The organism is Methylosinus sp. PW1 (genome assembly GCF_000745215.1).
Lineage (GTDB): Bacteria > Pseudomonadota > Alphaproteobacteria > Rhizobiales > Beijerinckiaceae > Methylosinus.
Genome location: NZ_JQNK01000009.1, coordinates 191,388 through 208,688 on the forward strand (window position 1 = coordinate 191,388; position 17,301 = coordinate 208,688).

Genomic DNA, 17,301 nt, shown 5'->3' on the forward strand with positions numbered 1-17,301 from the left:
CTAATAAATCATCTTACTTCAGTTGCTTAAAAATTCCGACAGCGCCCATAGATCAGGCGCCACAGCCTCAGGTAGTCCTCCCCACCTAGGCTGTGACAGAATGACTTGAGCCGCGGCGCGGCGCCGGTCAGCGGGCGGCTCTCGCCGGCTCCGGAGCCACAGTATCCAACGCATTGCGCAGGTCCGCGGCGCCCTTGTCGCGCCCGGTGAGCGGCTCCAATCCGAAGCGCGTCTCGATCGTCGCCAGAATCGCCGCTGTGTCATAGGTCGTGTGATCGACGAATCCCTTTTTCGCGAAGGGCGAAAGGATCAGCGTGGGCACGCGCGTTCCGGGGCCGAAGCGGTCGATTTGCGGCGGCGCGACATGATCCCAGGCGCCGCCATTCTCATCGGCGGTGACGATGACCAGCATGTCCTTCCAATTGGGGCTGCGCCGCAACCGCGCGACGACATCGGCGAGATGCGCGTCGCCGGTCTTCAGATCGGCGTAATTGGGATGCTCGTTGAATTTGCCGACCGGCTTGTAGAACGAGACCGCGGGCAGCGTCCCCGCCTCCGCCGCCGCGAAGAAATCATCGGCGTCCTTCAAATGCTGCTCGCGCGCCGGCGTTCCAGGCGCGAAATTCGCGAAATAGAGGAAGGGCTGGTGATGCGTCTGGAAATATTCCGGCGCCTCGCGCTGGCGGATGCGCCCGGCCCGCATGTCGTTCCAGCCGCCCGCATACCACGCCCATGAGACGCCCTTTTCGGAAAGGCGATCGCCGATCGTCGGCTGCGTCTGCGGCGGCAGGCCTACGCCCGATGGCGCTTCGAGCGGCGAGAGCGGGGTCGGCGGCTGCATCGTGCTGACCACGAAGCCGTCGCTGGTCACCGGCCCGGACTTTTTGTAGCGCGGCGGGCCGACGCGAGCGCTCGTCGGCGAGTCGGCCGCGCGGGCGAGAAGGCCGGTCGCCTCGTCGACCTCGGCGATCAGCGACGGCGGCGCCGAAGGAAAGGTCGGCGCGCAGGCGCAGACGAGGAACATGTGATTGACGAAGGAGCCGCCGAAGAAGCCGTGGAAGAAATGATCGGCGAGCGTGAACTCCTGCGCGAGGCGCCATTGCGCCAGCGAGCGGCCGTCGTAATAGCCCATCACCAGGCCGCCGGCGCTGGAAACGGCGGCGAAACGATCCATCTTCCCGCCATCGATCTGCTCCTTCTCCTGGAAGAAATCATGCGTCAGATCGGGCGTCTTCTCCGCATTGGGCAGAAAAGCGTCAATCGCGAAAGGCGCATTGGGAAGAATGGCGGGAAAGCGGGCGTCGACGCCCTTATCGCCGCGGATCGGCGGCAGCTCGCCGAAAGGCTTGCCGTCGAAATCGACCTGGGCGAAGCGATCCGCGCCTATGCCGAGCCCATCGGCGCCGGGATAGAGGCCGAAGACATTATCGAAGCTGCGGTTTTCCGTGTAGATCACGACGATATGGCCGATGGCGGCGAAAGGGTTCCGCGCCTCCGCGGTCGCGTGGCCGGAAAGGCTAAAGAGCAGCGGCAAGAGCGCCGCTCCGGCGAAAATGCGCGATCGGGTCGAAATTCGTGCGTTTGTCCAAATTGGTGAGAGATCCATGGCGCGGCTCCAGTCGCAATAGCCTCGTCGAAGGCGAGATGGGCGAAGGTAGAATGTCGCGCGCCATAGAAAAAGCCTCCGCGCAGTGATGCGCGGAGGCTCTGGGATGGTCGGCGCGAGAAGCGGCTCAGTGAGCGTGCTTCGCGGCGATCTCCTGCTGCGGCTGAGGCGTCGCATTGGTGCGCCCCGGCAGGACCGGATATTCGACCTTGGGCTGATCGCCGGTCAGCGCGCCGAGAAAGGCGACGATGGCCGAGGTCTCGTCGGGCGCGAGCTCGAGGCCGAGCTGCGTTTTCGCCATGACATTGACGGCCTCCTCCAGCGTCCACACCTGGCCGGTGTGGAAGTAGGGAGCGCGCAGCGCCACATTGCGCAGCGGCGCGACGCGGAAGGAGAAGACGTCCGCCGGGCTCTTGGTGACGTTGAAACGGCCCTTGTCCGCTTCCGGCAGAATGGCCGCAGCGGGCTTCGACACCGCGCCGAATTGCGTGTAATTGCCGCCGCCGACGTTCACGCCGTCGTGGCAGGCGCTACACCCCTTGTCGAGGAAGAGGCGCAGGCCCTTCTTCTGCGTCGCGTCCAGCGCCGCCTCGTCGCCGCCGAGGAATTTGTCGAGGCGCGAATTGGGCGTCACCAGCGTCGATTCGAAGGCCTCGATCGCCTTGGCGAAATTGTCGAAGCTGGCGGCCTTGTTGTCGCCGGGGAAGGCCTTCTGGAAGGAAGCGACATAGCCCGGAATGCTGTTCAGCGTCGCCTCGACATTGGCGGGCGTGTTGTTCATCTCCACGCCGGCCTGCACCGGACCCTTGGCCTGCGCCTTCAGATCCTCGGCGCGGCCGTCCCAGAACTGGGCGGCGTTGAACACGGCGTTGAGAACGGTCGGCGCGCGGCGCGGACCCTTCTGCCAGCCATGGCCGATGGAGGTCGAGCCGGCGTCGACGCCGCCGAGGCTCAGATTATGGCACGAGTTGCAGCTGATGAGCTGGCTCGAGGATATGCGCGGATCGAAGAACAGCTGCTTGCCGAGCTCGATCTTGGCAGGTGTGACATCGTTGTTCTTGACCGCCTTTGTGGCCGCGGCCGGGGTGATCGGCTTGAAAACGGCGTTGGCGTCCGACCGCAGATCGCCGGCGACCGCGGCGAAAGGGACCAGCGCCAGCGCGCTCAGCGCAGCGATGAATGCTCGTGACATTTTCCCAGGGCTCCTCCGATGGGGATCGAGCTTGCGCTGCGAACAGCCGAGGCCCGAACCGTCGCCCGCCTACCACAAGCTGGGCTCACGGGCAAAGGCGATAATGCGCCAAAATGGGAGAAATCATGTAATTGCAACTATAGCTCGACGATTTTGCCGGTCATGTCGAATTGATGACGCCCCCTGGCGCTCAGATAATTTTCTCACAATCGGCAAGGGCAATATTTGTTGCGCCGCACAGCCGATGTTACTGGCGAAGGCCAAGACAAAAAGCGTGCCATTGGCGACAAAAACATGGCTTCGGCCGCATGACGCCTTGCCGATGAGAGAAATTCCAGGCAGGATCATGGCCATCGCGCCGAGAAAAGAAGCGGCTCCTATCCGACAGGCGCGACGGGGAGGAAGACATGGCCGTGCGCAAGCGCGCCGCGACGACGCTCGCGGCAATGCTCAGTCTTTCAGGGCTCGGTTTCGCAGGGCTCGGTTTCGCGGGAGTCGGCGTCGCCGAGCCGCTGGGGCTTCCCCCAGTGACGATCCCGCAGGACAATCCGCAGACGGCGGACAAGATCGCGCTGGGCAATCGCCTGTTCCACGATCTACGCTTCTCCTCGGACGGCGCGGTCGCCTGCGCCACCTGCCACAAGGACGATCACGCCTTCACCGACAGTCCGCTGCGCACATCCGAGGGCGTCGGCAAGAAGACCGGGACGCGCAACGCCCCGACGGTGATAAACGCCGCCTATTTCACCTCCTTTTTCTGGGACGGCCGCTCGCCCACGCTCGAGGATCAGTCGCAGCATCCCTTCCTCAATCCGGTCGAGATGGGACTGCCGACGCATGAGCCCATTCTGCTCATCGCGCGGTCCGACCCCTTCTATGTCGAGCTGTTCAAAAAGGCCTTCGGCAAGACCGGCGACGGCGTGACGATGGAGGAGGTGAAGAAGGCCATCGCCGCCTATGAGCGCACCATTATTTCCGGCGATTCGCCTTTCGACCGCTGGCGCTTCGGCAATGAGGAGAATGCGATATCGGAGGCCGCCAAGCGCGGCTTCGAGGTCTTCGTCGGCCAGGGACGCTGCGTCTCCTGCCATGTGATCGAGCAAGATCAGGCGCTGTTCACCGATAATCGCTTCCACAATATCGGCGTCGGCATCAATCGCGCGCAATTCGAGGTTCCGCGCCTCTCGGCGGAATTTCTGACCGCCAAGGCGAGAGGCGTCGATGTCGACAAGGCCGTGCTCACCGATCCCAAAACCTCCGAGCTCGGCCGTTTCGCCGTCACCGATCAGTTCGATGTGATCGGCGCCTTCAAGACGCCGACCCTGCGCAATGTGGCGGTGACAGCGCCCTATATGCACGACGGCTCGCTGAAGACGCTGAAGGATGTCGTCAAGCACTATAATAATGGCGGACGCAGCGAGGGCGATCCGGCCCAGGTCAACGACTATCTCTCCGGCGGCATTCGTCCTCTCAATCTCTCCGAGCAGCAGATGGACGATCTCGTCGCCTTCATGGAAACGCTCACCACGCCGGCCTATTTCGGCGCCAAAACGAGATGAGCGCGCCGCGCCACGCGGTCACGACAAGGGAGCCGAGCAGATGAGCGAATTCATCACCAGGCGCAGCGTGCTTGCGGGAGCCGGCGCCGGCGCGGCGCTGACCACTCTGCCGATCAGCATGGTCACGCTCGCCTTCGGCGGCACGCGCGAGGATTTCACCTTCACCTATATTTCCGACGCGCATATCCAGCAGATCAAAGGCGCGAGCTTCGTGCGCAATTGGGATCAGGGGCTGAAGCGCGCCGTCGCCGAGGCCAATCTGGTGAAGCCGGAATCGGATTTCGTCATCTTCGGCGGCGATCTCGCCCAGCTCGGCAAGCGCGAGGAGCTGGACCACGGCGCCGAGATTCTCTCCAAGCTGAAGGGCAAGCTTCACGCCGTCATGGGCGAGCACGACTATTATCTCGATCTCGGCGATTATTGGAGCAAGCTCTACGGCCCGCATTATTACAGCTTCGACCATAAGGGCGTGCATTTCATCGTGCTGAACTCGATTTTGACCAGCGAGCAATGGACCTTCCATCGCTGGCCATCGGCCGAGCAGCGCATGCTGGAAATGGCGGGGCTCGACAATCCCAACGGCTCGCCCTTCATGGTCGGCGACAAGCAGCGCAAATGGCTCGCCAATGATCTCGCCAAGCTGGACAAGAAGACGCCGATCGTCGTCTTCTCCCATTCGCCGCTGCAGAAAATCTACAAGGGCTGGAATTTCTGGACCGACGACGCCGAGGATGTGCAGGCGCTGCTCGCGCCTTTCGACAGCGTGAACGTCATCTACGGCCATGTCCATCAGATCCAATATAATCAGATCGGCAACATCAGCTTCAATTCGGTGATGGCCACCGCGTGGCCCTGGCCCTATCCGCAGAGCTATGCGCAGGCCGAGAGCCATCTGCCCGTGCTCACCATTCCGATGAACCGCGCCGATCCTTTCTTCGAGCGCGACGCCACCGGATGGCAGCTGATCGACATAGGCTCGGGCCGCGTCACCGCGCGCTATCAGCTCTGGGACAATGACCAGCGCACCGTCGCCTTCGACCACAAGGCCGGCCATCCGGTCGATATCGCCTATCAGGAGCCGACGCAGCGCCGTCTGCCGCAGACTCATTATTGATCGGAGTTCGCCATGCTTCGCTCGACCTTGCTCCTCGCATTCAGTCTCGCCGCCTTCGGCGGGACGACGGCGCGCGCCGATGAATTCACCAAGACCGACGTCGAGCGCTATCAAAAAGAGTTCGAGCAGGTGGCCGCCAAGGGCCGCGAATTATGGACGAGCGGCGCGCTCGGGACCAATGGCGTCGCCTGCGCGCAATGCCACCCCAACGCCGCCAACACGCACCCCGAGACCTACCCCAAGTTCCAGAAGCAGCTCGGCAAGGTCGCGCAGCTTTTCGAAATGGCGAATTGGTGCATTCGCAATCCGTTGCAAGGCGCCAATCTCGCGCCCGACGATCCGCGCATGACGGCGCTCGTCTCCTACATCACTTTCGAGCGGCGCGGCGTGAAGCTCGCGCCCGGCCAGCACTAGGAAATTCGCCATGCGAAAAAGCTTTGCTCTCGCCCTGCCCGCTCTGCTGATGGCCGGCTCCGCCTGGGCCGCCGCGAGCGACCAGCCCGGCGCCGATGCGCAGAATTTGGCAGGCGCCACCCCGGCTCAAGCGACGGCCGCGCCCTCCCCTTGCGCGGGCTGCGCCGGTCACGATTGCGCCAATTGTCCGCTGGCCCTGGCCGCAGCCGCGCAGGCGACGACCGGACCGGCGCAACCGCCGGCCCCGATCCGCTGCAAAGTCGACTGAGGCGGCTATTCGGACGGCGCCGCCGCCATTGCCGCCGCGGCGACGAGGGGAATGCCGAAAAAGCTCTCCTCATCCGAGCCGGCGGCCTTGTGCAGCTCGAACGCGTCGGTCCACACGGCCCGCTCCGTGTCATCGGCCGGGCGGTAGGTGCATTTGGCTTCGGCATTGCCGGCCTGGAGCCATTTCCTGCTATTGCGCACGAAGCGGTCGAGCGCTTTTTGATCGGTCGGGCGAATAACGCATCTGGGGACGCCATCGACCAGGACGACTTGCGGCAGCATGTCCGATCTCCGACAAAGGGCCGGGTTCCCGTTGAAAGGACCAGGACCCGCGTGATTGCTTGTCTCAGAATTAGATAGCAATCGACATGCCATGCCCCGGCCGGCTCAGCCCAGACGCGTCCGGCTCAGCCGATGAAATCCTGCACCACATCGCCCAGAATACGGTTCACATCATCTATGGTGGAGACGTCGTAGCGCGTCGTCTTCTCGCCGGTGGCCTCGTCGTCGCGCTCGAATTTCGGATGGCCGAAGCGGATCGAGCTTCCCTCGATCTCGAAGGGCAGCGGCAGCGGCTCCTTCAGCGGGCGCGAGACGAAGAGCAGGCCCATCACCTTCTGCTCGACGGCGCTCGCCTTCAGCGCCAGCTCGACGCCGAATTTCGGCCCGATATCCTTTTTGATCGATTCATCGAGGAAGGCGACCCAGCGGAAGAAGCTGTCGAAATTGCGCCGCGCGGCGGCGAGCACCTGTTCTTCCGCCTTGGCGAGGCTCGCGCTCGGATCGCTCATTGTCTCAAATCCCCGGTCTGCGGCGCCTTTCGCCGAAGAGACCGAGATTTACGCGAAATTTGTGCCGTCAGCCGGCGGACGCTCGGCTCGCCTCATAGGCGCGCACATTGGTCGCGGCGATCTCCAGCACCGGGGCCGCGACGCCGGCGCGCTGCGCTCGCGCCAGCATGTCGCCGAGAATATGCTCGCCCTCGGTCGGGCCGCCCCGCTCCATGTCTCGCAGCATGGAGGCTTTGAGCGGCGAGCCCGGCCGCGTCAGCTCGGCGCGGAAATCGGCGAATTTCTCCGGCGCCGGCGCATGGCCCTCGGCGCGCGCGATATCTTCGCATTCGGCGAGCAGGCGCAGGATCAGCGTTTCGCCGGCGGGCGTCGCCAGCACGGTCCCGACGCTGGCGCGCATGAGCGTGGTAATTCCGGCGAGCGTCGCCAGAAACACGAATTTGTCCCACAGCTCCTGTTCTATCTCGCCGGAGAGCCGCGCATCGACCGGCGTCCGCGCGAAAAAGTCGCGCAACGCCTCGAGGCGGGCGTCGGCGCCGCCGTCGCGGGCGCCGAAATCCACGCGGTTCAGCACGCCGAAATGCCGCACGATTCCATCGCCGCCGAGCGTCGCGCTGATGCGCGCCACGCCGCCGAAGACGGTCGCCCGCGAAAAGCGCGCGGCGATGCGATCGAGATGGACGAGCCCGTTGAGCAGCGGCAGCACGCCCGTCTGCGGTCCGACGGCGCCGGCGATCGTCTCCAGCGCATCGTCGAGATCATAGGCCTTGCAGGAGAGGATCACCAGATCGAAAGGCGCGAGCGTCTTTGGATCACAGACCGTTCTGACATCGAGCCGTGCGCCGCCGAGCGCGCTCTCGATCCGCAGCCCGTGCTCGGCGAGGAGCCGCGCCCGCGCCTCGCGCACGAAAAAAGTCACATCCGCGCCCGCCTCGACGAGCCGTCCGCCATAATAGCCGCCGACGGCTCCCGCGCCGAGGACGAGCGCACGCATGTCAGGCGCCGCCCGTCGGATAGTTCGGGCTCTCGCGCGTGATCGTCACGTCATGGACATGGCTCTCGCGTAGGCCGGCGTTGGTGATGCGCACGAATTCCGCCTTGGTCTGGAACTCTGGGATCGTCGGCGCGCCGACATAGCCCATGGCGGCGCGCAATCCGCCGGCGAGCTGATAGAGGATCGGCCCGACCGGCCCGCGATACGGCACCTGGCCTTCTATGCCCTCCGGCACCAGCTTCAGGCTCTCTTTCACATCCTGCTGGAAATAGCGGGCGGCCGAGCCCGCCTCCATCGCGCCGACGGAGCCCATGCCGCGATAGGATTTGAAAGAGCGGCCCTGATAGAGGAACACCTCGCCGGGCGCCTCCTCCGCGCCCGCCAGCAGCGAGCCGATCATCACGGCGGAAGCGCCGGCGGCGATGGCCTTGGCGAGATCGCCGGAATATTTGACGCCGCCATCGGCGATAACCGGCACGCCGGCTTTGAACGCCTCCTCGGCGGCGTCCATGATCGCCGTGAGCTGCGGCACGCCGACGCCCGCCACGATTCGCGTGGTGCAGATGGAGCCGGGGCCGATGCCGACCTTCACCGCATCGGCGCCGGCGTCGATCAGCGCCTTGGTCGCCTCGCGGGTCGCAATATTGCCGGCGACGATGGAGACCTTATTGGTGATCTTCTTGATGCGGGCGACCTGATCGAGCACGGCCTGCGAATGGCCATGAGCCGTGTCGATGACGATGAGATCGACGCCGGCGTCGATCAATTGCAGCGCGCGCTCATAGCCGCGATCGCCGACCGTGGCGGCGGCGGCGACGCGCAGCCGCCCCTCGGCGTCCTTGGCCGCATGGGGATGCAGCGTCGCCTTCTCTATGTCCTTCACCGTGACGAGGCCGACGCAATGATAATCCTCGTCGACGACGAGCAGCTTCTCGATGCGGTGATGATGCAGGAGGCGGCGCGCCTCTTCCTGATCGACGCCCTCACGCACGGTGATGAGCTGCTTGGTCATCAGCTCGGCGACCGGCTCGCGCATATTGTCGGCGAAGCGCACGTCGCGATTGGTGAGAATGCCGACCAGCTTTCCGGGCCTCCCGCCATGGCCGCGCTCGACCACCGGAATGCCGGAAATGCCATAGCGCGCCATCAGCGACAAAGCGTCGGCGAGCGTCTCGTCGGGATAGATGGTGATCGGATCGACCACCATGCCGCTCTCATAGCGCTTGACCTTGCGCACCTCGGCGGCCTGGGCGGCGGGGGTGAGGTTCTGGTGGATGACGCCCAATCCGCCGGCCTGCGCCATGGCGATGGCGAGGCGCGCCTCCGTCACCGTGTCCATGGCGGAGGAGATGATCGGCAGGTTGAGAGTTATGTCGCGCGTCAGCCGCGTCGATATGTCGACCTGCGACGGCATCACCAGCGAATGGCTCGGACGCAGCAACACATCGTCGAAGGTCAGAGCCTCGTGCAACGGCGGTCGTGCGTATGATGTCATGAAGCCAACTCCCTCGGGGGCGCAAAAACCGGCCATGCTCGAGGCCGGACGACGAAAAGACGGCGACTTGGGCCGTCTTCCGGGTTGGCGCGTGCTCATAGCACCAATATGACGGAAGGCAAAATCGACGAGCGCCCGCGGTGGAAAACTCTATCCAGGCCGCCCGCGGACGGGAAAGTCAGGCCATCTCCAGCGCCGCCGCTTCCGCGCCCGTGTCGAATTGCAGCCGCGCCAGCCGCGCATAGAGGCCGCCCGCGGCGACGAGGCTCGCATGCGTCCCCTGCTCCACGATGCGGCCTTCGCTCATCACCAGAATGCGGGTGGCCTCGAGCACTGTGGCCAGCCGATGGGCGATGACGAGCGTGGTGCGGCCGCGCATCACGTCATGCAGCGCCTCTTTCACCAATGCCTCATTCTCGGCGTCGAGCGCCGAAGTCGCCTCGTCGAGCAGCAGGATCGGCGCATCGGCGAGAATGGCGCGCGCTATGGCGAGGCGCTGGCGCTGGCCGCCGGAGAGCGTGACGCCGCGCTCGCCGATCTCCGTGTCATAGCCCTCCGGCAGCGCCTCGATGAATTGCGCCGCCTGCGCACGCTTTGCCGCCTCGATGATCGCGCTGCGCGAGACGCCCTCGCGGCCATAGGCGATGTTCTCGGCGACGCTCATGCCGAAGACGATCGGGTCCTGCGGCGCGAGCGCGATGGCGCTGCGCAGCTCGATCGGATCGAGCGCGCGAAGATCGACGCCATCGATCGTGATCGCCCCCCGCGACACATCATAGAAGCGCTCGAGCAGCTGAAACACGGTCGATTTGCCGGCGCCGGATGGGCCGACGATGGCGATGCGCTCGCCCGGCGCGACGGAAAAGCTCAGCCCATCCAAGGCCGCCCGTCCAGAGCCCGCAGGATAAGAGAAGCCGACATCATCGAAGGCGATGCCGCCGCGAACGGGCTTCGGCAGATGGACAGGAACGGAAGGCGCGGCGACGGCGGGCGCTATCGCGAGAATCTCGCCGATGCGGCCGGCGGCGCCCGCCGCGGCGGACACCTCGCTCCAGACCTGCGACAATTCTCCGAGCGAGCTCGCCGCCAGCACCGCGTAGAGCACGAATTGAGAGAGAACGCCCGTGGTGATGCGGCCGGCCAGCACATCCTGCGCGCCCAGCCACAACATTGCGACGACGCTGCCGAAGGCCAGGAAGATCGTCACCGAGGTGACGATTGCGCGTGTCTGCGTGGCGTCGCGCGCGGCCGTATAGGCGCCCTCAGCGGCGGCGCCGAATCGCTCGGCCGCCACTTGCTGCGCATTGCAGGCCTGCATGGTGCGGACCGCCGCGAGATTTTCCGTGGCGTAGGCGCTGGCCGCGGCCAGCCGGTCCTGCGCATGGCGCGAGCGCCGTCGCATCACCCGCCCGGAGGCGATGAGCGGCAGCACGATGCAGGGAATGGCCGCCAGCGCTACGCCGGTGAGCTTCGGGCTCGTCAGCACCATCATCACGATTGCGCCGGCGAACATGAAGAGATTGCGCAAGGCGATCGACACGGAGGAGCCGAACACGGATTTGAGCTGCGTCGTGTCGGCGGTGAGGCGAGAGGTCAGCTCGCCGGTCTTGGTCCGGTCGTAGAAGCCGGCGTCGAGCGATGTGAGATGGCGAAAGAAATCGTCGCGCAGATCGGCGACGATTCGCTCGCCGAGCGTCATCACCAGATAATAGCGCGTGCCCGAAGCGAGCGCGAGAATCGCGACGACGCCCACCATCGCGCCGAAATAGGCGTTCACGGCGGAAGGGTCATCGGAGGAAAACCCGTGATCGATCATGCCGCGCACGGCGAGCGGCAGAGTGAGCGTGGAGACCGCCGCCACGCCGAGAGCGATCAGCGCGAGCGCGATTCGACCCTTGTAGCGATAGGCATAGGGAAAAAGCGGCTTCAGCGCGTCGAAGGCGCGCAGCCGGGAGCGAAAGTCGCGTGAAGGAGATTCGGCTGTCATGCGGGCGGATATAAGCGCGCGAGCGAGGACATTCCAAGCCGCATCGCGTCGCTACGCCATTTTTCGAGATTTTGACTGTATCCGAAGGCCCCGCGCCAAGCGCTTGATTTGCCTCGAGGAGAGAAAAAAGGCCGCAAAAACTGGAAATGCGCGCTCCGAGCGCGCTGGACAGTCGACAAGGTTATGTTAGGCTGACCATCGTCGAAAAGACAGCCCCGCAGAGAGGGGCAAGAGCGTACCCGCCACCGCTCGAACGATAAGGCGGGACGTTCTGGAAACCAGAGGAGTGACATCGATGGCTGAAAAAGACTTCGAGCTCAACACCACCGTCTACATCTTCGCGGGCGTCGGCGCCCTTCTGCTCGGCGGCCTCGGCGCTGCTGGCCTCGGCGGCGTCGCAAACACGCTTTCCGCTGCCGTCGTCGGCGCCCTCGCGGGCGGCATTCTCGGCTTCTATTTCAAATAAGCCCAACCGATCGACTTATCCCCCTGATCGGACGCAGAAAGCCGGGAGTCTCTGTCCGCGAGTTCCCAGACCAATCGTCCAAACGTAACGCCGGTGACCGCCAGTCGCTGGCGTTACTTTTTTTGGTCTCTCCTCCAGAACGCTCATCCGCGAGCCGACTGGGGCTGAACCTGTCGGCACATAATCACAGGGCGCCGCCTGCGGTAAATGCGCCAGATTGTCGCGCCCCCTCAATCGTCGAAATCGAGGTTCTTCATCCGGCCGAAGACGCGATCGGCGTCGAAATGATCTTCTTCCTCGACGGGCGGCGCGGGCGGGCGCTTGCCGAACACGTCCTCGGTCGTCGTCGGCTCGTGATGGGGCGCGGTCGTGATCTCGGCCGGCTGCAGCGTCTGGCCCTGCTCCTCGAGCGCGGCGGGACGATCCTTGGCGGCGCGATTGACCTCGAAATCGAGATCGATCTGCGAGCACAGGCCCAAAGTCACAGGATCCATCGGCGCGAGCGCCGCGGAATTCCAATGGGTGCGCTCGCGCACCGCCTTCAGCGTGCTCTTGGTGGTGCCGACGAGGCGCATGACCTGCGCGTCCTTCAGCTCGGGATGGTTGCGCACCAGCCAGAGAATGGCGTTGGGCCGATCCTGGCGGCGCGACAGCGGCGTGTAGCGCGGCCCGCGCTGGCGCTTGACCTCCGGCACCTTGACCTTTGAGACGGACAGCGACAGCCGATGGGCCGGGTCGCGCTCGCCGCGGCCGATCTCCTCGCGAGTGAGCTGGCCGGAGGTGATGGGATCGAGCCCGCGAATGCCGGCCGCGACCTCGCCATCGGCTATGCCCTTCACCTCGAGCGGGTGCAGCTTGCAGAAATCGGCGATCTGGTCGAAGGCGAGCGACGTGTTCTCGACGAGCCAGACGGCGGTCGCCTTGGGCATGAGCGGAGCGGTGCTCATCGATCGATTCTCCTTAAGATGCGCGAGATAAGCCGATCCCGCGCCGCGGGGCCGAAGCCGCGATTTTTACGGATTACCATGCGGGGGATGACCTCCATATAGACTGGCCGCCGGCGAAGCGCAATCGCCGATGCCGGCCTCGCGTCATCGAGCGCTTTCCCGCGCATGGGCGGGCCGCAATCCCCTCACAAATTCGGGCAGAGCGGCGCCGATCACCGCGCCGAGCCGCGGCCCGTGGCGATGAAACAGCAGTCCGGCGGCGATGACGGCGACGCCTATCCCCGAGAGGGCGAAGGGAAAGAGAATCGAGTCCTTGAACACCTCGGACGCCAGATGGCCGAGATAGAGCGTCACGCCGAAAGCGCCGAAGACGGCGTAGGCGCGGCGCATCAGCACGAGCGACAGCAGCAGAAGGCCCAGATTGATCGCGCAATAGAGCGCCTTGCCGATCTCGTCGCCGCTGTGCTGCGCGGTCAGCCCGCCCCAAAAGGCGAGAAGCCCGGAAAGATGCAGCCAAAAGGCGAAGTCCCCGCCCCGCCAGCGCTGGAGATCGACGAGCCAGGCCACGGCGATGACGACCGCGCCGAAAGCGAGGCTCACATTGGCGCGCTGCTCGAAGGTGAAAGACTCCCGGCCGACGAGCCAAGGCGTCAGGTCCATCGACATGAACCACAGCGTGAAGGCGATTATCATCGTGAGGAAAGGAAAAGGAAAAAACGCCAGCGCCAGCAGCGCCGCGGCGATCGTCCCCAGCTCCATGGGCAGCCAGCCCGCGCGCACCCAGACATAAAAGTCGTGGTAAGGGACGGCTTCTGTCGGATCATGACCGCCGAGGAGTTGGAGCGCGAAGACGAAGAGCGGCGCCATGGAGACGGCGCATGTCACCAGCAGGCCGGCGGGCGTGCGCAGGCCGCGCCGACGCCACAGCCAGCCGCCCGCCGTAGCGAAGCCGACGCCATAGGCCAGCGAGGTGATCATCAGCGCGCGCGGCCCCCAGAGGCCGAAGGCGGTGGTGCTGAACAGGCTCATCGCGCCCATGACGATGAGCGCGCCCATATACCAGAGCACATTGACGACATCGAAACGCGGCGCCCCCTCCCCCGCGCTTCCGCGCTCGGCGAGGAAATGCGCGAGCCGCCGATGGGCTTCGGCGTCGATGACGCCGGCCTCCAGCGCCGCGCCGAGATCGTCGGTGGTGAATTTCGATCGGGCCATGGCGAATTCTTTCCGTCCGAGAAAATCATTCGGGGCCGAACGCGACCTCGGCCGCGCCTTCTCGCGCCCGACTATAGCCGCTCCGCCCCGCATTCGCCCCTGCATAGCGCCTGGAAAGGGACGAAAATGTGCGTTTCCGCATGCTGGAGCCCACGTCTCCGCCGGGAGGGCGAGCCGGATGGCCGTCGCAGCCCCAATTTGACAGGACGCCCCCCTTTTGCCCATGTTCGCGCCCCGACGCGGGCCGGGCTCCCCCGGCGAAGCCATGAGGCGAGCGGCCCGCGACCGGATTTCTGAAGGACTGCTCGATGAATGTCGTCATCGTCGAATCGGCCGCCAAGGCCCAGACGATCAACAAATATCTCGGCCGCGATTTCAATGTGATCGCTTGCTACGGCCATGTGCGCGACCTGCCTCCCAAGGATGGCTCCGTCGATCCGGCCGAAGATTTCGCCATGAAATGGGAGAGCGACGCCAAATCGGCCAAGCGCATCTCCGCCATAGCGGAAGCTGTCAAGAGCGCCGACACGGTCATTCTGGCGACCGACCCGGATCGCGAGGGCGAGGCCATCTCCTGGCATTTGCTCGACATATTGAAGAAGAAGAAGGCGCTCGGCGGCAAGCGCGTCGAGCGCGTCGTCTTCAACGCCGTCACCAAGGACGCGATCAAGCACGCGATGGCGCATCCGCGCGAGATCGACCAGGCGCTGGTCGACGCCTATCTCGCCCGCCGGGCGCTGGATTATCTCGTCGGCTTCACGCTCTCCCCGGTGCTGTGGCGCAAATTGCCGGGCGCGCGCTCGGCCGGCCGCGTGCAATCGGTGGCGCTGCGCCTCGTCTGCGACCGCGAGCTGGAGATCGAGAAATTCGTCACCCGCGAATATTGGTCGCTGGTCGCGCATCTGAAAACCAAGGCCGGCGAGCCCTTCACCGCCCGCCTCTCGGGCGCCGACGGCAAGAAGATCACCCGCCTCGACATCGGCTCCGGCCAGGAGGCCGAGGATTTCAAAAAGGCGCTGGAGACCGCCGCCTTCACCATTCGCTCGGTGGAGGCCAAGCCGGTCAAGCGGCACCCTTACGCGCCCTTCACCACATCGACGCTGCAGCAGGAGGCCTCGCGCAAGCTCGGCCTCGCACCGGCGCAGACCATGCGCATCGCCCAGCGCCTCTATGAGGGCGTCGACATAGGCGGCGAGACCGCCGGCCTCATCACCTATATGCGAACCGACGGCGTCGACATGGCGCCGGAGGCCATCGCCTCGGCGCGCAATGTGATCGCCAAGGAATATGGCGAGCGCTTCGTCCCGAAGGTTCCGCGCAAATATACGGTGAAGGCCAAGAACGCTCAGGAAGCGCATGAGGCGATCCGCCCGACCGACCTCTCGCGCCTGCCCAAGCATGTCGCCAAGCATTTGGAGCCGGAGCAGGCCAAGCTCTATGAGCTGATCTGGACGCGCACCATCGCCAGCCAGATGGAATCCGCCGAGCTGGAGCGCACCACGGTCGATATCGACGCCCTCGTCGGCAAGCGGAGCCTCGAGCTGCGCGCCACCGGCCAGGTGGTGCGCTTCTCGGGCTTTCTCGAGCTCTATCAGGAAGGCCGCGACGACGATCAGGACGAGGATGGCGGCCGCCTGCCGGCGATGGCCGCCGGCGAGCCGGCGACGCGCGAGAAGATCGAGGCCAGCCAGCATTTCACCGAGCCGCCGCCGCGCTACACGGAGGCCACTCTGGTCAAGCGCATGGAAGAGCTCGGCATCGGCCGCCCCTCCACCTACGCCTCGACTCTGGCCGTGCTGCGCGAGCGCGACTATGTGCGTCTCGACAAGAAGCGCCTCGTGCCGGAGGACAAGGGCCGCATCGTGACGGCCTTTCTGGAGAGCTTCTTCACCCGCTATGTGGAGTTCGACTTCACCGCCGGCCTCGAGGAAAAGCTCGACAAGGTCTCCAACAATGAGATCGACTGGAAAGAGGTGCTGCGCGACTTCTGGGCCGATTTCTCCGGCGCTGTCGACGGCACCAAGGAGCTGCGCACCACTCAGGTGCTCGACAGCCTCAACGATCTCTTGGGGCCGCATATTTTCCCGGCCAAGCCCGACGGCTCCGATCCGCGCGCCTGCCCCGCCTGCAGCGCCGGCCAATTGTCGCTGAAGCTCGGCAAATACGGCGCCTTCATCGGCTGCTCCAACTATCCCGAATGCCGCTTCACCCGCACGCTCTCGCCGCCCACCGGCGAGGCCGCCGAGGGCGCGCGTCCGGGCGTGAAGGTGCTGGGCCAGGACCCGGAGAGCGGCGCCGAGATCACGCTGCGCGGCGGCCGCTTCGGCGACTATGTGCAAGAGGGCGAGGCGACCGAGGACGGCGAGAAGCCCAAGCGCTCCTCCATCCCCAAGAGCATAAAGCCCGACGAGCTGACCCTCGAGCAGGCGATCCGGCTGCTGTCGCTGCCGCGCGAGGTGGCCAAGCATCCCGAGAGCGGCGAGCCGATCGTCGCCGGCATCGGCCGCTTTGGACCTTATGTCCAGCACGGGAAGACCTACGCCAATATCGGCCGCGACGACGATATTCTGACCATCGGCGGCAATCGCGCCATCGATCTCATCGTCACCAAGGAGAGCGGTGGCGGCGGCTCGCGCTTCGGCCGCGCCTCCGACCCCGGCCGCGCCCTCGGCGACCATCCGCAGGGCGGCGCGATCTCGGTGAAGAGCGGGCGCTTCGGACCTTATGTGAATTGGGGCAAGGTCAACGCCACTCTTCCCAAGGGAACCGATCCCGAGAGCCTGACGGTGCAGCAGGCGGTCGATCTTTTGGCCGCCAAAGCCAATGGCGCGCCCGCGGGCGGCGGCCGCGTGCTCGGCGAGCATCCGCAAGGCGGCGCGATCACGCTGCGCGACGGCCGCTATGGGCCTTATGTGAATCTCGGCAAGGTCAACGCCACTCTGCCGAAGAATATGAGCCCGGAAGATGTGACGCTGGAAGAGGCGATCCGTCTGATCGAGGAGAAGGGCGGCCCGGTGAAGGCCAAGAAGGCGCCGGCCAAAAAGGCCCCCGCCGCCAAGGCCAAAGCGCCCGCCTCCAAAGCTCCGGCGAAAAAAGCCGCCGCCAAGAAGGACATTGAAGAGAGCGACGAGGTTCCCTTCGAGGATTCGAAGCCGGCGAAAAAAGCGGCCGCCGCCAAGGCGCCGGCCAAGAAGCCTGCGAAAAAGGTGGCCTCGGGAAAGTGAGCGGGAGGCGGCCGCCGAAACGGCGGCCGC

16 protein-coding genes are annotated in these 17,301 nt (G+C 65.3%); 6 read left to right on the forward strand and 10 right to left on the reverse strand.

Annotated elements, in window-relative coordinates; translation table 11 throughout:
* Positions 1-127 precede the first annotated feature (127 nt).
* From acpA to K369_RS26430, 3 genes are all read right to left on the reverse strand, one after another.
* Positions 128-1,606: an acid phosphatase gene (gene acpA, locus K369_RS10300; RefSeq protein WP_036290911.1), complete on the reverse strand. Its 1,479-nt coding sequence runs from the start codon at positions 1,604-1,606 to the stop codon at positions 128-130.
* Between the two features lie 127 nt (positions 1,607-1,733).
* Positions 1,734-2,798, reverse strand: a complete 1,065-nt coding sequence (locus K369_RS10305) for a cytochrome-c peroxidase (RefSeq protein ID WP_036290913.1) — start codon at positions 2,796-2,798, stop codon at positions 1,734-1,736.
* A gap of 123 nt (positions 2,799-2,921) precedes the next feature.
* The gene (locus tag K369_RS26430) at positions 2,922-3,152 is read right to left on the reverse strand and encodes a hypothetical protein (protein WP_198033096.1); all 231 of its coding nucleotides are present in this window, start codon (positions 3,150-3,152) and stop codon (positions 2,922-2,924) included.
* Positions 3,153-3,205: 53 nt separating this feature from the next.
* Here K369_RS26430 and K369_RS10310 point away from each other — a divergent pair, with 53 nt between their 5' ends.
* From K369_RS10310 to K369_RS10325, 4 genes are read left to right on the forward strand one after another with little or no spacing between them, the layout of a single operon-like run.
* Positions 3,206-4,357 (forward strand): cytochrome-c peroxidase, encoded by a 1,152-nt coding sequence (locus K369_RS10310; RefSeq protein ID WP_036290915.1) that lies wholly within the window; start codon positions 3,206-3,208, stop codon positions 4,355-4,357.
* A 40-nt stretch (positions 4,358-4,397) separates the two neighbouring features.
* Positions 4,398-5,471, forward strand: a complete 1,074-nt coding sequence (locus tag K369_RS10315; RefSeq protein WP_036290917.1) for a metallophosphoesterase — start codon at positions 4,398-4,400, stop codon at positions 5,469-5,471.
* A 12-nt stretch (positions 5,472-5,483) separates the two neighbouring features.
* The gene (locus tag K369_RS10320; protein WP_036290919.1) at positions 5,484-5,885 is read left to right on the forward strand and encodes a cytochrome c; all 402 of its coding nucleotides are present in this window, start codon (positions 5,484-5,486) and stop codon (positions 5,883-5,885) included.
* A 10-nt stretch (positions 5,886-5,895) separates the two neighbouring features.
* Entirely contained in the window at positions 5,896-6,153 is a 258-nt protein-coding gene (locus K369_RS10325; protein WP_036290921.1) for a hypothetical protein, read from the forward strand.
* Positions 6,154-6,158: 5 nt separating this feature from the next.
* On the opposite strand, the gene K369_RS10330 is transcribed toward K369_RS10325, so the two are convergent.
* The 5 genes from K369_RS10330 to K369_RS10350 form a co-directional block, all read right to left on the reverse strand.
* Positions 6,159-6,434, reverse strand: a complete 276-nt coding sequence (locus K369_RS10330; protein WP_024880178.1) for a hypothetical protein — start codon at positions 6,432-6,434, stop codon at positions 6,159-6,161.
* A 125-nt stretch (positions 6,435-6,559) separates the two neighbouring features.
* Entirely contained in the window at positions 6,560-6,943 is a 384-nt protein-coding gene (locus K369_RS10335; RefSeq protein ID WP_036290924.1) for a hypothetical protein, read from the reverse strand.
* A 67-nt stretch (positions 6,944-7,010) separates the two neighbouring features.
* The gene (gene panE / locus K369_RS10340; protein WP_036290926.1) at positions 7,011-7,937 is read right to left on the reverse strand and encodes a 2-dehydropantoate 2-reductase; all 927 of its coding nucleotides are present in this window, start codon (positions 7,935-7,937) and stop codon (positions 7,011-7,013) included.
* Between the two features lies 1 nt (position 7,938).
* Positions 7,939-9,432 carry an IMP dehydrogenase gene (gene guaB / locus K369_RS10345; RefSeq protein WP_036290928.1) on the reverse strand — a complete coding sequence of 498 codons (1,494 nt, stop codon included), beginning with the start codon at positions 9,430-9,432 and terminating at the stop codon, positions 7,939-7,941.
* A gap of 178 nt (positions 9,433-9,610) precedes the next feature.
* Complete coding sequence (locus tag K369_RS10350; protein WP_036290931.1) at positions 9,611-11,419, reverse strand: ABC transporter transmembrane domain-containing protein; 1,809 nt, start codon at positions 11,417-11,419, stop codon at positions 9,611-9,613.
* A 295-nt stretch (positions 11,420-11,714) separates the two neighbouring features.
* Here K369_RS10350 and K369_RS27135 point away from each other — a divergent pair, with 295 nt between their 5' ends.
* Positions 11,715-11,885 (forward strand): hypothetical protein, encoded by a 171-nt coding sequence (locus tag K369_RS27135; RefSeq protein ID WP_198033097.1) that lies wholly within the window; start codon positions 11,715-11,717, stop codon positions 11,883-11,885.
* 230 nt (positions 11,886-12,115) lie between these two features.
* Here K369_RS27135 and K369_RS10360 read toward each other — a convergent pair whose 3' ends face one another.
* Both K369_RS10360 and K369_RS10365 read right to left on the reverse strand, forming a co-directional pair.
* A complete protein-coding gene (locus K369_RS10360) occupies positions 12,116-12,832 on the reverse strand; it encodes a DUF1013 domain-containing protein (protein WP_036290934.1) in 717 nt (238 codons plus the stop codon).
* Positions 12,833-12,976: 144 nt separating this feature from the next.
* Entirely contained in the window at positions 12,977-14,047 is a 1,071-nt protein-coding gene (locus K369_RS10365) for a hypothetical protein (RefSeq protein WP_036294790.1), read from the reverse strand.
* Between the two features lie 308 nt (positions 14,048-14,355).
* On the opposite strand from K369_RS10365, the gene topA reads away from it, so the two are divergent.
* The gene (gene topA / locus K369_RS10370) at positions 14,356-17,271 is read left to right on the forward strand and encodes a type I DNA topoisomerase (protein WP_036290936.1); all 2,916 of its coding nucleotides are present in this window, start codon (positions 14,356-14,358) and stop codon (positions 17,269-17,271) included.
* The last annotated feature ends 30 nt before the right edge of the window (positions 17,272-17,301 follow it).

Coding starts and splice junctions, on each gene's coding strand:
- guaB (WP_036290928.1), bottom strand. CDS start 9,432: ATGACATCATACGCACGACCGCCGTTGCACGAGGCTCTGACCTTCGAC.
- K369_RS10350 (WP_036290931.1), bottom strand. CDS start 11,419: ATGACAGCCGAATCTCCTTCACGCGACTTTCGCTCCCGGCTGCGCGCC.
- K369_RS10365 (WP_036294790.1), bottom strand. CDS start 14,047: ATGGCCCGATCGAAATTCACCACCGACGATCTCGGCGCGGCGCTGGAG.
- K369_RS10310 (WP_036290915.1), top strand. CDS start 3,206: ATGGCCGTGCGCAAGCGCGCCGCGACGACGCTCGCGGCAATGCTCAGT.
- acpA (WP_036290911.1), bottom strand. CDS start 1,606: ATGGATCTCTCACCAATTTGGACAAACGCACGAATTTCGACCCGATCG.
- K369_RS10330 (WP_024880178.1), bottom strand. CDS start 6,434: ATGCTGCCGCAAGTCGTCCTGGTCGATGGCGTCCCCAGATGCGTTATT.
- K369_RS10335 (WP_036290924.1), bottom strand. CDS start 6,943: ATGAGCGATCCGAGCGCGAGCCTCGCCAAGGCGGAAGAACAGGTGCTC.
- topA (WP_036290936.1), top strand. CDS start 14,356: ATGAATGTCGTCATCGTCGAATCGGCCGCCAAGGCCCAGACGATCAAC.
- K369_RS10320 (WP_036290919.1), top strand. CDS start 5,484: ATGCTTCGCTCGACCTTGCTCCTCGCATTCAGTCTCGCCGCCTTCGGC.
- K369_RS27135 (WP_198033097.1), top strand. CDS start 11,715: ATGGCTGAAAAAGACTTCGAGCTCAACACCACCGTCTACATCTTCGCG.
- K369_RS10360 (WP_036290934.1), bottom strand. CDS start 12,832: ATGAGCACCGCTCCGCTCATGCCCAAGGCGACCGCCGTCTGGCTCGTC.
- K369_RS10305 (WP_036290913.1), bottom strand. CDS start 2,798: ATGTCACGAGCATTCATCGCTGCGCTGAGCGCGCTGGCGCTGGTCCCT.
- K369_RS26430 (WP_198033096.1), bottom strand. CDS start 3,152: ATGGCCATGATCCTGCCTGGAATTTCTCTCATCGGCAAGGCGTCATGC.
- K369_RS10315 (WP_036290917.1), top strand. CDS start 4,398: ATGAGCGAATTCATCACCAGGCGCAGCGTGCTTGCGGGAGCCGGCGCC.
- panE (WP_036290926.1), bottom strand. CDS start 7,937: ATGCGTGCGCTCGTCCTCGGCGCGGGAGCCGTCGGCGGCTATTATGGC.
- K369_RS10325 (WP_036290921.1), top strand. CDS start 5,896: ATGCGAAAAAGCTTTGCTCTCGCCCTGCCCGCTCTGCTGATGGCCGGC.